General features: G+C 63.6%; 11 protein-coding genes. 8 read left to right on the top strand and 3 right to left on the bottom strand.

What is annotated here, in order from left to right; translation table 11 throughout:
• Positions 1–81 precede the first annotated feature (81 nt).
• Positions 82–1,608, bottom strand: coding sequence for a carotenoid oxygenase family protein (locus tag EGJ68_RS03385; protein ID WP_123033125.1), 1,527 nt, complete (start codon positions 1,606–1,608; stop codon positions 82–84).
• Positions 1,609–1,773: 165 nt separating this feature from the next.
• Between EGJ68_RS03385 and EGJ68_RS03380 the strand changes: the two genes are divergently transcribed.
• The 6 genes from EGJ68_RS03380 to EGJ68_RS03355 all read left to right on the top strand — a co-directional run bounded on the left by EGJ68_RS03380 (position 1,774) and on the right by EGJ68_RS03355 (position 8,595).
• Positions 1,774–2,673, top strand: coding sequence for an SDR family NAD(P)-dependent oxidoreductase (locus EGJ68_RS03380; RefSeq protein WP_123033124.1), 900 nt, complete (start codon positions 1,774–1,776; stop codon positions 2,671–2,673).
• Positions 2,670–3,464: a DUF1295 domain-containing protein gene (locus EGJ68_RS03375; protein ID WP_123033123.1), complete on the top strand. Its 795-nt coding sequence runs from the start codon at positions 2,670–2,672 to the stop codon at positions 3,462–3,464. Before EGJ68_RS03380 ends, EGJ68_RS03375 begins: the two co-directional genes overlap by 4 nt.
• A 105-nt stretch (positions 3,465–3,569) precedes the next feature.
• Complete coding sequence (locus tag EGJ68_RS03370) at positions 3,570–4,484, top strand: NAD(P)H-dependent flavin oxidoreductase (RefSeq protein ID WP_123033122.1); 915 nt, start codon at positions 3,570–3,572, stop codon at positions 4,482–4,484.
• Positions 4,485–4,487: 3 nt separating this feature from the next.
• Entirely contained in the window at positions 4,488–6,167 is a 1,680-nt protein-coding gene (locus EGJ68_RS03365) for a class I adenylate-forming enzyme family protein (protein ID WP_123033121.1), read from the top strand.
• Positions 6,164–7,396, top strand: coding sequence for an acetyl-CoA acetyltransferase (locus tag EGJ68_RS03360; protein WP_123033120.1), 1,233 nt, complete (start codon positions 6,164–6,166; stop codon positions 7,394–7,396). The genes EGJ68_RS03365 and EGJ68_RS03360 overlap by 4 nt, the downstream gene beginning before the upstream one ends.
• Entirely contained in the window at positions 7,393–8,595 is a 1,203-nt protein-coding gene (locus tag EGJ68_RS03355) for an acetyl-CoA C-acyltransferase (RefSeq protein ID WP_123033119.1), read from the top strand. The genes EGJ68_RS03360 and EGJ68_RS03355 overlap by 4 nt, the downstream gene beginning before the upstream one ends.
• Positions 8,596–8,640: 45 nt before the next feature.
• On the opposite strand, the gene EGJ68_RS03350 is transcribed toward EGJ68_RS03355, so the two are convergent.
• Complete coding sequence (locus EGJ68_RS03350) at positions 8,641–10,674, bottom strand: PhoX family protein (protein WP_123033118.1); 2,034 nt, start codon at positions 10,672–10,674, stop codon at positions 8,641–8,643.
• Between the two features lie 174 nt (positions 10,675–10,848).
• Between EGJ68_RS03350 and rep the strand changes: the two genes are divergently transcribed.
• Both rep and EGJ68_RS03340 read left to right on the top strand, forming a co-directional pair.
• The gene (gene rep, locus EGJ68_RS03345; RefSeq protein ID WP_123033117.1) at positions 10,849–12,846 is read left to right on the top strand and encodes a DNA helicase Rep; all 1,998 of its coding nucleotides are present in this window, start codon (positions 10,849–10,851) and stop codon (positions 12,844–12,846) included.
• Positions 12,847–12,872: 26 nt separating this feature from the next.
• Positions 12,873–13,274, top strand: coding sequence for a ubiquitin-like protein (locus EGJ68_RS03340; protein ID WP_199227909.1), 402 nt, complete (start codon positions 12,873–12,875; stop codon positions 13,272–13,274).
• Positions 13,275–13,291: 17 nt separating this feature from the next.
• Here the strand turns inward: EGJ68_RS03340 and EGJ68_RS03335 are convergent, their stop codons facing one another.
• The gene (locus tag EGJ68_RS03335; protein ID WP_123033116.1) at positions 13,292–14,221 is read right to left on the bottom strand and encodes a TauD/TfdA dioxygenase family protein; all 930 of its coding nucleotides are present in this window, start codon (positions 14,219–14,221) and stop codon (positions 13,292–13,294) included.
• Between the last annotated feature and the right edge of the window lie 5 nt (positions 14,222–14,226).

Raw genomic sequence — 14,226 nt, 5'->3', positions numbered from 1 at the left:
CCACCCCGCCTTGTTACTTGCATTAATGAACTTAGTTTATCGCAAGCTGGCCGAAATACAATATCGGACACGCCGTGCCCGTTACTGTGCGGCGCGCCACAGGTCCTCGCCGCGCGCCCAGGTCGCATGGAACCCGTAGGGCACACGATGCGGCATGCGCACCCGGGCGACTGGCCCGGACTCGATATCGCGGGCGTCGAATACCAGGCAATCCGATTGCCAGGTGTTGCTGTCGGTCACCAGGGTAATCACATACCCGTCATCCTCCGCCGTGCTCGCCGTGGCGCCACGGCGCGGTGCGAATACGGATTCGCTGCCGAATACACCCGGACCGTAATTCCACTGCCAGCGCTTGCCGGTTTCGTTGTCGTATTTCACCAGCCCGGTGAAGCGCAATGTGAGCCCGCCCTCGTGGTGCAGAGGAATGTGCTGATGGTAGGCGAACCGGCTCGCGCGACCGTGATAGAGCGGGTTGGTCTTGTTGAATTCGGTGTTGAGGTCGTCGATTGGGCCCTCACGCACCTCACCCGTGCGCAGGTTGAAGCGCCAGCGGTAGTTATTGGCCTCCAGGCGCATGTAGGCCAGCATTGACGCCAGCTCTCCCTCGCCGGGCTTGGTTTCCGGCATGGGGTTGGTGGAGCGGCAGCCATCCATGATTACCCAGTCGCCCGCCTCCCAGGCATTGCTGGTGTGGAGGATATAGCAGGGTTCGCATTCGAACCAGCGCACCTCGTTGCCCGCACCGTAGCGCGGGATCAAGCCGAAGCGCGTGGGGATATCGCGATGAAACGTGAGCACACGATAGCCGTGCTGGCGCAGCACATTCATGTCGTGAAAGAAGGGCAGGTCGTGCAGGATCGTATAGTTCGTGGTGAAACCGATGTCGTGCGGCAGGCGTGGGCCCGGCAGGTCAATGGCCACCTCGTGCTTCAGTTTGCCACTGGGGTCTGCCACGCCATAGGTCATGTAGGGCGGCTGGTCGCCGTAGTCGAAGAACAGCAAGTCACCGGTCGCCAGATCTACCTTTGAGTGCGCCGACATGCGTCGCTGCGCACGGCCCTCAAGGTCATAATAGCCCTTGGTGTCAAGCGTTTGGGCATCCAGTCTGTACGGGTGACCGGCGTTGTACCAGAGGCTCATCAGGTCGCCGTTATAAATGAAAATATCCGTGTTCGAAGTGTCCTTGATGCCGAAGGGCGAGAGCGAGTAGTCGAACGGGCCCATCACCCCCGGTGAGATGGAGCGGCCATCGGCGCGCTCTCCCTGCAATGCGAGCGTATCCACGTACCGGTTGCGGTAGGCCGCCTGTCCGTCGCGGAAGTACACGCCGTGCACCATGCCGTCGCCATCGAAGGGGTGATAGCGGTTCTTCGGCTCGAATACGGGGTTGGGACCGTTGCGGAAATAAGCCCCTTCGAGATCAGCCGGCAATTCGCCTTCCACCGCCAGGCCCGACACATCGAGTTCATCAGTCGTCGGCGCATACACCCCGTGCAGGTAGGGATTGTCGAGGGTGTAGATCCAGGACGGCGCATCCGCAAACTGGGTTACCCCGCCGATGCACTGCTCAACGGAAGGGTATTCGGTAAATTTGCTCAGGCTTTGCATAGGGTTCCCCCGGGGCATCTGGCAGCCGGGATACACCCTGCCGCACTTGGATTTGGCTTGATTATAGATAGTGAGTATTTTTATGCAAGTATCAAATGCTACGTGCTTGCGAGGCACCGGCAGTCAGGATAGACTTAAAGTCTCTTTATACAAGTAACAAAAATAATGTCAGCAGATTCCACAGCGCAGACCACACTCGCCGGCAAAGTTGCCGTTGTGACGGGCGCCGGCAAAGGGCTGGGCCGCGCCTATGCACTGGACCTGGCGCGCCGGGGGGCGCAGGTGGTGGTAAACAACCGGCGCCACAGCGGCGAAGCGGTGCACAGCGCGGATGCGGTGGTGCGCGACATCGTGGCACAGGGTGGCCGCGCCGTTGCCGACTACAGCGATGCCGCCGACCCGCGCTGTGGCGAAGACCTGCTGGCCACGGCCCTTGAGCACTACGGCCGGCTGGACATTGTCATCGCCAACGCGGGCGTGTCCGAAGCCTCCTCATTTCACAAACAGAGCCTCGACGAATTTCGCCGCATCATCGACATCAACCTTATGGGCACCGCCTGGTTGCTGCATCCGACCTTCCGCCATCTGTATGGGCAAGGCAGCGGCGCCATTGTGGTGAGCAGCTCCGCTGCCGGCCTGCACGGCGAACACGGGCTGCCCGCGTATTCGGCATCGAAAGCTGCAGTGATCGGCCTGTGTCGCGCCCTGGCATTGGAGGGCGCGCCGCATGGCGTACGGGTAAATACCCTTGCGCCTTTCGCCAACACCGCCATGACCCGCAGCAGCCTGCCACCCGGGCTGGCCGGTCAACTGCCGGCAGAGGCCGTGGCGCCGGTGGTCGCATGGCTGGTCAGTGATGGCTGCACACTCAACGGGGAGGTGCTCGTTGCGGGCGGTGGACGCCTGGCCCGCGCACGCAACCTGATCAGTGCAGCCGTTGAGTCAGGCGACAGCCCGCAAGCGATGGAGGCCGCCTGGACTCGACTTGCCGCCACTCCACCAGCACAGGATTTTGATTCCGCCATGGCCCTGTTTCTCGATTTTGCCGGAGACCTTGCCCAATGATGGATTTACTGACCTTATTCAGCGCTACTGCGGCCGTAGCCCTGGCCTGTGCGTTGGCGCTGTGGCTGGCGAGCATTCCGTTGCGCGATGTCAGCATCATCGATATGTTTTTCGCGCTGATCATTGTCGCCGTCACCTTGACCGCGTTTGCGCTCGCGCCGGCTTACAACACATTGCAATGGGTGTTACTGGCCATGGTATTGCTGTGGGCACTGCGCATCACAGCCCATCTTATCGGCCGGAACTGGGGGCATGGCGAGGACCCGCGCTACACCAAGCTGCGCAGTTGGGTAAACAACGAACGCGCGTTCATCTGGCTCAGCCTGCGCCAGGTATTCCTGCTGCAGGCTGTTGTCCTCTGGCTGGCGTCTCTGCCGGTGCAGGTGGGCCTGTTTGCCGGCACCAGCAAAATCGGCCTGCTGGCCATGCTGGGCAGTCTGCTCTGGCTGTTGGGGCTGGTAGTGGAAACCGTGGCGGACGCACAATTGCGGCGCTTTCGCGCCCAGCCGGAAAACCGCGGCACGGTGCTGTGCACCGGGCTCTGGCGCTACTCGCGGCACCCCAACTATTTCGGTGAGCTCTGTGTGTGGTGGGGAATCTGGCTGGTCGCCTGCGAAGTGCCGCTGGGCTGGCTCACCGTCATCGGCCCGCTGGCCTACAGTTATCTGGTGGTCAACGTCACCGGGCAGAAAACGCTGGACAAGAAGCTGGCCCGGGAAAAGCCCGGCTACGCCGAGTATATGGCACGAACCAGCGGGTTGATTCCGCTACCGCCCAAACGGCCTGCCTAGGACCGCAACGGTGTGAGACGGCCGGGCGACGGCCATGCCTTGTCGCCCATCACATTCACGACTACCATGGTGGTCTTTTAATAAAAGTAACTCGGGACGCCCGTTATGCCGACATCACTCAGTACACTCAGGCTCCCCGTATTCCAGGCACCCATGTTCCTGCAATCCGGGCCGGAAATGGTCATCGCCAGCTGCCGCGCCGGTATCGTGGGCACCTTTCCGTCGGTCAATGCCCGCAGCACGGAGGAACTGGAGCGCTGGCTGCAGGACATCACCGCGGCGACGGGCGGGGAGGATCACGGGCCCTGGGCTATCAACCTGATGATGCACCGCTCCAATACACGGCGCTTCGACGATCTGGAACTGGCCGTGAAGTATCGGGCCCCGCTGGTCATTTCCGCCCTGGGCAGCCCCCGTGAAGCCATTGAAGCCGTGCACAGCTATGGCGGCAAGGTGTTCGCGGATGTGATCGACACGCGCTTTGCTGCCAAGGCCGTCGAGGCCGGTGTCGATGGGCTGGTGCTGGTCGCGGCCGGCGCCGGTGGCCACACCGGGCAGCAGGCCGGCTTCGCCTTCGTAGAGGAAGTGCGCCAGTTCTGGCCCGGCGACATTGTGCTCGGCGGCGGCATTTCCAGCGGTCGCGGTGTGCGCGCCGCTCAGGTATTGGGAGCCAACTACGCGTATATGGGCACGCGCTTTATCGCCACGCAGGAAAGTATGGCCGACCCCGCCTACAAGCAGATGGTGGTGGATGCCACCGGTGCCGATATCGTCTGCTCTGCAGCGCTGACCGGCGTAAAAGCCAACTGGTTGCGCGCCAGCCTGGTGGCCGCGGGCTACGATCCGGAGAATATGCCAGACGGCAAGAAAATCGATATCGCCGCCTCCACCAGCGATGCCAAGCGTTGGCGGGATGTGTGGTCTGCCGGCCAGGGCGTGGGGGCGATACGCGATATTCTGCCCATTGCGGATCTGGTCGACCGACTGGAAACCGAGTACCACGCCGCCTGCGAGGGATAAACCATGCAAACCAGTCCAAAAGCCCGTATCGACGCACTCACCCAGGCCGGCTACTGGGGCGAGGAGACGCTGCACGACATCCTCGCCGCTCAGGCCGCCGCCGTGCCCGAACGCACGGCGCTGGTCGACCAGCCCAGTAAACCCGAGTTGACGGGCCTGCCCGCACGGCGCATCACGTTTGCCGAGCTGGACACGCTGAGTGACCGCCTCGCCGCGCAACTGCTGGCACTCGGGCTGCGCCATGACGACCGCATTCTGGTGCAGCTGCCGAACATTGCCGAGCTGGTGGTCACCTACTACGCCGCCAGCAAGCTGGGCGTGGTGATATCACCCCTGCCCATACAATACGGCGGGCATGAGCTGGCCGGCTTTGCCCGGGCCCTGCAGCCCGCAGCCGTGATCACCCTCGGGCAGTTCCGCGACCAGGACCTGGCCGCGCGAGCCCAAACCGCCCTTCCCGACCTACCCATCTGGCGTTTCGGCACAGAACTGGACCTCGACCGGCCCGTTTCACCCGACGATCTGACCGCCCTGCGCGCGCACCGGGCGCAGCATCCGGCCAGCGCCAACGATATCCTCACCGTAGTCTGGACCTCGGGCACCACCGGCACCCCGAAGGGCGTGCCACGCTCACACAACATGTGGCGCGCCATGGCGCGCAACACGATGGCAGCCGGTAATTACCAGCCCGGTGAGACGCTGCTCGTGCCGTTCCCGCTGGTGAACATGGCGGCGCTGGGCGGATTCCTGTTTCCCGCCATCATTCACGCCTGCCCCCTGGTGCTGCACCAGCCCATGGACCCACCCCTGTTCCTGCGCCAGATCCAGGCCGAGCGCGTCAACTTCACCATTGCACCGCCGGCGCTGCTCAACCGGCTCGCGCAACAACCGGCGCTGTGGCAGCAGTGTGACTTCAGTGCCATCCGGGCCTTCGGCTCAGGCTCCGTGCCGCTGTCACCGGCGATGATTCAGGTCATCGAAGGGGAGTACGGCAAGCCGATCATCAACTTCTATGGCTCCAATGAAGGCATCAGCCTGTTCTCTACTCCCGAAGTGGCGGCAACACCCGAATACCGCGCCAGCCTGTTTCCACGCTTCGGTGCTCCGAACATGCCCTGGCAAGGGCACTCCCACGAATCCATCACCACGCGGGTTATCGACCCGGAGTCCGGCGCCGAAATCACCCGGGCCGGTGTCCCCGGAGAGCTGTGCATCGGCGGGCCCGCCGTATTCGACGGGTATCTGGATCACGATGGTGAGGGGGTATTTACCGCAGACGGCCTTTTCCGCACCGGGGATCTGGTGGAAATCGCCGGCGAGCCACCCAATTACTACCGCATCGTTGGCCGCTGCAAGGACATCATCAACCGCGGCGGCATGAAGATCTCGCCGGCAGAGCTGGACACCCTGCTGGAGGGCTTCCCGGGGCTTGCCGAGGCGGCAGTCTGCGGCTATCCGGATGCGGACCTGGAAGAGAAGATCTGCGCCTGCGTGGTCGCCCTGGAAGACACCACGCCGCCGACGCTGGCAGCACTCTGCGCCTGGCTGCAGGAAAAGGGCATCGCGAAATTCAAGCTGCCGGAGCGGCTGGAGGTGTTCCAGGCTCTGCCCCGCAACCCGGTAGGCAAGGTGGTGCGCGGCGAACTGCAGGCACAGGTCAAAGAACGAGGAAACCCAACATGAGCAACGTTTACATCCTGGGCGGCAAACAGACCGACTTCAGCCGCAACTGGGCCCGCGAAGGCCTGGAAATCTACGACATGTTCGCCGAAGCGCTGGACGGCGCCATCGCCGACGCCGGCATCGAGCCCGCACAAATCGAGGTGGGCCACGTGGGCAATTTTGTCGGCGAGCTGTTTACCGGGCAGGGGCTGATCAACGGTTTCTTCGGCCAGCTGCACCCGGAACTCGCAGCCATTCCCACCTCGCGCCATGAGGCCGCCTGTGCCTCGGGCTCTATCGCCATGCTCAGCGCCATGCGCGATATTGAAGCCGGACACTATGACGTGGCCTGCGTGCTGGGCCTGGAGTTCATGCGCAATGTGAACGGCAAAACCGGCGCCGAGTACCTGGGGGCTGCCGCCTGGCAGGGGCACGAAGCCACCGACTGCGACTACCCCTGGCCGCACCTGTTCGACCGCATCACACGCGAATACCAGCAGCGCCACGGCATCCAGAGCGAGCACCTCGCCCGTATCGCGGAAATCAACTTCAGCAACGCGCGCGACAACCCCAACGCACAGACCCGCGAATGGCAGTTCCCGGCCGGTTGCTTCAGCGAGAACGACGGACTGAACCCGGTTATCGAGGGCCGCGTGCGCAAGCTGGACTGCGGGCAAATCACCGATGGCGCAGCCTGCGTCATTCTTGCCAGTGAGCGCGCCGCGCGCGAGCACGCGGCGAAGCTCGGCCTGAAACTGGCCGACATACCGCGCATCAAGGGTTGGGGCCACCGCTCTGCGCCCATTCTGCTGGAGCGCAAACTGCAGCTCAGTGCCGGCATGCCGCTGCTGTTCCCGCACGTACAAACCATGATGGAGGATGCCCTGCATCGCGGCGGATTCAGCCACATCAGCGACCTCGACGGCCTGGAAACCCACGACTGCTTTTCCGTCACCGAATACATGGCCATAGACCACAGCGGGCTTACCGCGCCGGGGGAGAGCTGGAAGGCGGTGGAAGACGGCCGCATCACCCGCGAAGGCGACTTCCCCATCAACCCCAGCGGGGGCCTGATTGGCCTCGGTCACCCGGTGGGCGCCACCGGCGTGCGCATGGCCCTGGATTGCGCCCGGCAGGTGAGCGGCCGGGCCGGCGGCTACCAGCTTGCGCGCGCGCAAAACATGGCGACCTTCAACCTCGGTGGTAGCGCCACCACTTGTGTCAGCCTGATTATTGGAGTCGGTTCATGAAAAGCGCACTGATCTATGATGCCCTGCGCAGCCCCCGCGGCCGCGCAAAGGAAGGCGCCAGCCTCAATGCACTCACGCCCCAGGCGCTGTTGCAGCAACTCTATGCGGCCCTCGTGGATCGCACCGGCCTCGTGCCGGGCGAGGTGGCCGATGTCATTCTCGGCTGTGTCACCCAGGCGGGCGAACAGGCCGGGAATATCGCCAAGAACTCCACCCTCTACGCCGGATGGCCCGGCTCGGTGCCCGGACTCACCGTGAACCGCTACTGCTCCTCCGGCATTGATGCCATGGCCCTGGCGGCACTGAAGGTTGGCGCCGGACAGGCCGAGGTGACCGTTGCCGGCGGCGTGGAAATGATGTCGCGGGTGCCCATGCTCGCAGACAAGGCACGGGTGTTCACCGACCCGCAATTTGCCGCCCAGTGCCGCATGTTGATGATGGGCAATGGCGCCGATCTGATTGCCACGCTGCACGGTATCAGCCGCGCCGAGGCGGATGCCATCGCGCTGGCCAGCCAGCAACGCGCCGCGCAGGCCCGCGAGCAGGGCTGGTTCAGCTCAATCGTGCCCATCACGCTGGAAGACGGCAGCGTGGTGAGCACCGACGAGTGCATTCGCGCAAACACCACCCTTGAGCAGCTGGCTGAGATGCCCGCGGTATTTGCCAAAGCCGGCGCTGCAGGCATTGACGCTTTCCAACTAGCCGGTCACCCACAGCTTGCCGCCGTCGAGCACATCCACACAGCAGGGAATTCACCCGCCATGGCGGATGGCGCCGCCCTGGTGCTGATTGCCAACGAGGCCTGGGGGCAGCGCAATGGCGCACGGCCCCGAGCGCGCATTGTGGCGTCGGCCACGGTCAACGCCGACCCGCTGCAGGTGCTGAGCGGCTGTGTGGAAGCAACCCGCACCCTGCTCGCCGAGCAGGGACTGAGCGCCGCGGATATCGACCTGTTCGAAATTCATGAGGCCTTTGCCGCGGTGAGTGTGGTTGCCATGCGCGAGCTGGGCATCGCGGAGGACAAGCTCAACGTGAACGGTGGCGTGATTGCCCTGGGGCACCCCATGGGAGCGACTGGCGCCATGATGGCAGGCACCTTGCTGGATGAGCTGGAGCGGCGCGGCCTGCAGCGGGGAGTGGTTTCGGCAGCCGGGGCTGCGGGTACGGGATGCGCCTTACTGATTGAGCGCCTGTCCTGAGGCCGCGCGGAAAGCACGCCGCTCTCCCGAACAAGCGCCTGACACTCAGGCACCCACCACGCCCCCGTCCTCCCGCGTGATCACCAGCGTTGCCGAGCGCGGCATCGCAGGGCCGCCGTCGGGCCAGTAACTCTGCAAGCGGCCGCGGGCAAAGTCGTGTGCGCTGGTCGACGCCCCCGGGTGTTGGACATTCACAAACAGCGTTGCGCCATCAGGTGTGCCGACACAGCCGGTGATCTCAGCGCCGCGAGGCCCAACCAGGAAGCGCCTGACTTCGCCGGTATCAGGGTCCGCCGCCAGCAGCGCATTGTTGCCAAACGTAGACCAGCCGCGCGTATTGAGGTCCTGGTCGGAAATATCCGTTTGTATCCACAGGCGCCTGTCACCGTCAAACCAGAGTCCATCCGGGTTGGAGAGGCTGCCATCCTCCGTCAGCGGCTCACCATGCAGGTCGAGGCCTTCCTGTGCTTTGCCCGCCAGTAAAAACAGCTCCCACTCAAACGTTGTTGCCGTATGATCGTCTGCGGCCTCCCGCCAGCGCACAATCTGGCCGTGCGCATTGCGGGCGCGCGGGTTCGGCCCACCCGCCTGCTCCGGCTTGCGTCGTTCATTCTTGGTCAGGCTGAAGTACACCTGGCCCGTTGCCGGGTCCAGCGCCCCCCACTCGGGACGATCCATCGGAGTGGCCCCCGCCAGGTCTGCCGCTCCGCGCGTGTTGAGCAGAATGTCGGCAATCGTGGCAAAGCCCTTCGCCGCCGTCAGTCCGTTTTCACCGGGCACCAGCGCCAGCCACTCGCCGCTGCCATCGCCGGAAAAGCGCGCTGCATACAGTGTTCCCTCGTCCAGTAGCGAACCATCGGCGGAAGCGGCGTGGTACGGGCGGCTGGACACAAATTTATAGACGTACTCAAACCGGGCATCATCGCCCGAGTACAGGGTCAGAGGGCGGCCTTCCACAGCGGGCGCAAAAATGACCCCTTCATGCGCAAAACGCCCGAGGTGAGTGCGTTTCACCGGTGCGCTCTGTGGATCAAAGGGGTCGATTTCCACCACCCAGCCAAAGGCATGGGGCTCATTACGAAAGTCGCCCTGGGCCGACTCCGCGCGCCGGCTGGCATCGAACCGCGCGAACTGGCCGGGGTCATCTGTTGCATTGCCCGCGGCCAGGTGCCAGCGCCAGGCACTGAGTGGTTCCACGCCGTAGCGGGTCAACGATACCGGCGCGGGGCCCGCGTCGCGCACGAAGTAATAGCGCCAGTTTTCTTCGCAGGCCAGGTAGGTACCCCAGGGGGTCACACCGTGCGCGCAGTTGTTGAGGGTACCGCGCGCCTGTGTGCCTTCCGGGCTCCATGCCGTGTGCAGGCGCGGGTCCCCGCGCAGCGGCCCGCTGATGGCCATGGGTGTCGCCGCAGTAATGCGCCGGTTCCGGACGTCGCGCACCAGTTGCCACACGCCGTGTGCATCGCGACGAATATGCGCCACGCTCACCCCGTGGGCATGAATCTCCTTGAGCACTTGCGCCGAATCGCGGCTGCCGTCTGCCCGCAGCGGAACGTCAAACGCGTTGAGCTCCAGCCCTGTTGCGCCCCCATGCAGAAACCTCGGCTCCGCATACTCGTGATTCATCACCAGCAGGCCTTCAGACGAGCTGCCCGCCAGCGGAAAGAAATGCATGCCATCGTGATGCGAGCCCATCTGCTGGGCCTGCTCCGCGGCGCCGTTACTCGCAGCGAAAGCAGGGTACTCACCACATAGCGGCTCACCCCAGGGCAACAGCACCTGCACACGATAACCCGGCGGCACCACCACCGCGTCCGCGCTGCCCACAGCCACCGCCGGAAAGCCCAGGCGCGAGGATGCGGCGCTGGCGCCAGCAGACGCCTGCACCGTTCGCGCTGGCAGCAGGCCACCGAACATTGCGCCCAGGGTCAGGCCAACGCCTCCGCGCAGGAAATCCCGGCGCTGATAGCGAGCACTTACCACCTGCTGAAAGTCCGGCTGTGCCACCGGCTCACGCAGCGGCTCCTCATTCGCGGCAAAGGCGGGGTCGGCGTGGCCGGGAATAAAGCGTTCGGGCATGGAAACTCCAGCAGTGAGGCAGTGCGCGCCAGGCGCGCTGTCGGTTGACCTGTGGCGGTACTATAAACGGCCAGTATGACCAAAGTATTGCGCCCCGGGAAACGCCACGGGCACGGATGATGGAAAAATCCTGCTACACTGCGCAGCCATAGGCAGCACCTGAAAGACACCCACGTGACCCAGCTCAACCCCCGCCAGCGCGAGGCTGTGCGCTACATCGACGGCCCCCTGCTGGTACTCGCAGGTGCCGGCAGCGGCAAGACCAGCGTGATCACCCGCAAAATCGCCTATCTGGTGCAGGACTGTGGTATTCGGGCCGACCGTATCGCCGCAGTGACCTTCACCAACAAGGCGGCCCGGGAGATGAAAGAACGTGTTGGCGGGCTACTCGGCGCACAGGCCTCGGAAGGGCTCACCGTGAGCACCTTCCACCAGCTCGGGCTGAAAATCATCCGCGAGGAGCGCAAGGCCCTGGGTATGAAAACCGGGTTTTCCATCTTCGATGGCGAGGACAGCCGCAAACTGATCCACGATCTGCTGATTCAGGAACACGGGGCCGAGGGCGACCAGGCCGGGCTTATCCAGCAGCGCATCTCCAACTGGAAGAACGACCGCCTGTTGCCCGAAGCCGCCCTGGCGCAGGCCAGTTCACCGGCCGACATGCTGTTCGCCCAGGCCTACCAGCGCTACCGCCGCGCACTGAAAGCCTTCAACGCACTCGATTTTGACGACCTCATCCTGCTGCCCACGGTGCTCTTCGAACACCAGCCCGACATACTCGAGAAGTGGCAGAACCGCTTGCACTACCTGCTGGTGGACGAGTACCAGGACACCAATGCCAGCCAGTACCTGCTGGTGCGCCAGCTGGTGGGCCTGCGCGGCGCGCTCACCGTGGTCGGTGACGACGACCAGTCGATCTACGCCTGGCGCGGCGCACGCCCGGAAAACCTGGTGCAGCTGCAAACCGACTTCCGCGGCCTGAAGCTGGTCAAGCTGGAGCAGAACTACCGCTCCACCGCGCGTATTCTCAAGGCGGCCAACACGCTCATCGCCAACAACGAACACGTGTTCGAGAAACAGTTGTGGAGCGAACTGGGGGCCGGCGAGCCCCTGCGTGTGCTGCGCTGCGCCGACGAGCAACAGGAAGTGGACCAGGTGGTAGCCGAGATCCTCGACCACAAACTGCGCAAACGCACCCGCTTCGGCGACTACGCCATTCTCTACCGCGGCAACCACCAGTCGCGCCTGCTGGAACTGGCGCTGCAACAGCAGCAGGTGCCCTACCACTTGAGCGGGGGCACCTCGTTCTTTGCCCGCAACGAAGTGAAGGACATCATGGCCTACCTGCGGCTACTGGTGAACGAGAACGACGACAACGCCTTCCTGCGCATCGCCAACGTGCCGCGCCGCAAGCTGGGCCCTTCCACACTGGAGGCACTGGGCACCTGCGCCACGCAACGTCACTGCAGCCTGAGCCAGGCGCTGCAGCACGTTGATGCCAGCACCCTGCCGGAGGCTGGCCTGAAACGGCTGCGGGAATTCAACCAGTGGCTGGGCATAATGCGCCGGCGCAGCGCCGGCGGCGACGGCATTGGCGCCATACGCCAACTCGTACGGGATATCGACTACGCTGACTGGCTACTGCAAATCAGCTCCAGTGAAGATGTCGCGGAGCGCCGCATGGGCAACGTCACGTTTCTGATCGACAGCCTGGAACGGGTCACGCGGGACGAAGAGATTGGCCTGGACGAAGCGGTGAGCCGCCTGCTACTGCGCGACCTGCTGGAGCAACAGGAAGAAGAAAAGGCAGGGCCGGACAGCGTGCAGTTGATGACCCTGCACGCCTCCAAGGGGTTGGAGTTTCCCCATGTATTCATCATCGGCATGGAGGAAAACCTGCTGCCGCACCGGGTGAGTATCGAAGAAGACAATATCGCGGAGGAGCGACGGCTGGCCTATGTCGGCATTACCCGTGCCCGCGAGACCCTGACCATGACCATGGCGCTGAAACGCCGCCAGTACGGTGAGCAACTGCGCTGCGAACCCAGCCGCTTCCTCGATGAACTGCCCGCGGAAGACCTGCAATGGCAGGGCGGCGATGCCGACACCGCCGAAGCCAATGAACAGCGTGCCACAGAGACGCTGAGCAGTCTGAAATCGCTGTTTGCGTGAAGCACAGGTAAAGGAGACCTCTACACATGCCATCCAGTCGCACAGTGCAACACGTTTGCCTGATCCTGCTGCTCTGCCTGAGCGCACAACACGCGGCTGCCATGCAGATTTTCGTCAGGACCCCGACCGGCAAGACGATTACCCTGGATGTAGAACCCAGCGACAGCATCGAAAATGTGAAGCAGAAAATCCTCGAGCGGGAGGGCGTTACACCGACCCGTCAGCGCCTCTTCTTTGCCGACAAAGAGTTGGAGGACGGCCGCACCCTCAGCGACTACAGCATCCAGAAAGAGGCCATCCTGCTCCTGCGTTTTGTCGCCGAAGCCGTGCCTGCCCTCCCCCTGTGGACACTCACGCTGATGGCACTAGTACTGGCCGCTCTGGGTGCCGTGCGATCGCGTTCCACCGCTCAGCGCCAGAGCGACTGACAGGTACAGGGCCTGGGCTACCGTTCGGCCCCCAGTACACGCCCGAGCATGGTGTTGCCCTCGATGGTCGTGCGGTTGATCACACGGCGCACGCCGGGCTTGGTGCCTGTGGCGCAGTGCATGATGCGCCAGTTGTCCCACAGCACTAGGTCACCCTGCTGCCATTGGTGGAAGTAGTGGAACTCCGGCTTGCGGGTATGTGCTACCAGCATCTCCAGCAGCTCGATGGACTCATCGTTGGACAGGCCGAACTGCTGCGGGGTGATCACCCGATCCAGGAACTGCTCCACAATGCCCAACACCTTGCGACCGGTTACCGGATGATTGTGCGCGGCGGGATAGACGGCATCCGGGAAATCCGGAAAGCCCACGTCTGACGGCTTGCGTGGGCTGTAGGGCCCGGGCTCGTAGCCTTCCAGATCGACGTAGCGCATGTGGCGGCGCTGCATGCTGAAACAATAGGCCACTTCCAGCTTTTCCAGCAGGGCTTTCGTATCGTCATCCAGGGCGTCGTAAGCCTTGCTGAGGTCGCCAAAACCGGTCAGGCCATCTTCCTCCGCCACGGTGACGGCCGTCAGCAGCGCGCCATGATTGGGTTTGCCCGTGTAGTGCAGGTCGATATGCCAGTCCAGGCGTCCGACAATCTTCTCCCCCTTGTAGAACGCGGTGGCGTACTGGTCCTTGTCACCGCCGTTTTCCAGCACGAACAGCTCCGGGTTCGCCTCCGAGGTCTTTGCCTTGAGCGGGTGTATTTCCAGCGGACCAAAGGTACGGCTGAACGCGATCTGATTTTCCGGGGTGATGCTCTGGCCGCGGATAAGCAAGACACCATATTCATACCACAGGTCTTTCAGCTCTTTCGCCAGCGCTTCGGAAACGGGCTCGTTAATATCCAGGCCGCTGATTTCAGCGCCAATGTTGGCAAGCGGTTTTACGGTAAGGCTCATACGGT

Origin of the sequence: Haliea alexandrii, assembly GCF_003719295.1 — a bacterium.
In the GTDB taxonomy this organism is placed as follows: domain Bacteria; phylum Pseudomonadota; class Gammaproteobacteria; order Pseudomonadales; family Halieaceae; genus Haliea; species Haliea alexandrii.
This window is presented reverse-complemented; position numbering and strand designations above follow the sequence as displayed.

Excerpts from the sequence above, each read along its gene's own strand:
- EGJ68_RS03370 (WP_123033122.1), top strand. The coding sequence starts at position 3,570 with ATGCCGACATCACTCAGTACACTCAGGCTCCCCGTATTCCAGGCACCC.
- EGJ68_RS03385 (WP_123033125.1), bottom strand. The coding sequence starts at position 1,608 with ATGCAAAGCCTGAGCAAATTTACCGAATACCCTTCCGTTGAGCAGTGC.
- EGJ68_RS03380 (WP_123033124.1), top strand. The coding sequence starts at position 1,774 with ATGTCAGCAGATTCCACAGCGCAGACCACACTCGCCGGCAAAGTTGCC.
- EGJ68_RS03365 (WP_123033121.1), top strand. The coding sequence starts at position 4,488 with ATGCAAACCAGTCCAAAAGCCCGTATCGACGCACTCACCCAGGCCGGC.
- EGJ68_RS03335 (WP_123033116.1), bottom strand. The coding sequence starts at position 14,221 with ATGAGCCTTACCGTAAAACCGCTTGCCAACATTGGCGCTGAAATCAGC.
- EGJ68_RS03340 (WP_199227909.1), top strand. The coding sequence starts at position 12,873 with ATGCCATCCAGTCGCACAGTGCAACACGTTTGCCTGATCCTGCTGCTC.
- EGJ68_RS03350 (WP_123033118.1), bottom strand. The coding sequence starts at position 10,674 with ATGCCCGAACGCTTTATTCCCGGCCACGCCGACCCCGCCTTTGCCGCG.
- EGJ68_RS03375 (WP_123033123.1), top strand. The coding sequence starts at position 2,670 with ATGATGGATTTACTGACCTTATTCAGCGCTACTGCGGCCGTAGCCCTG.
- EGJ68_RS03360 (WP_123033120.1), top strand. The coding sequence starts at position 6,164 with ATGAGCAACGTTTACATCCTGGGCGGCAAACAGACCGACTTCAGCCGC.
- EGJ68_RS03355 (WP_123033119.1), top strand. The coding sequence starts at position 7,393 with ATGAAAAGCGCACTGATCTATGATGCCCTGCGCAGCCCCCGCGGCCGC.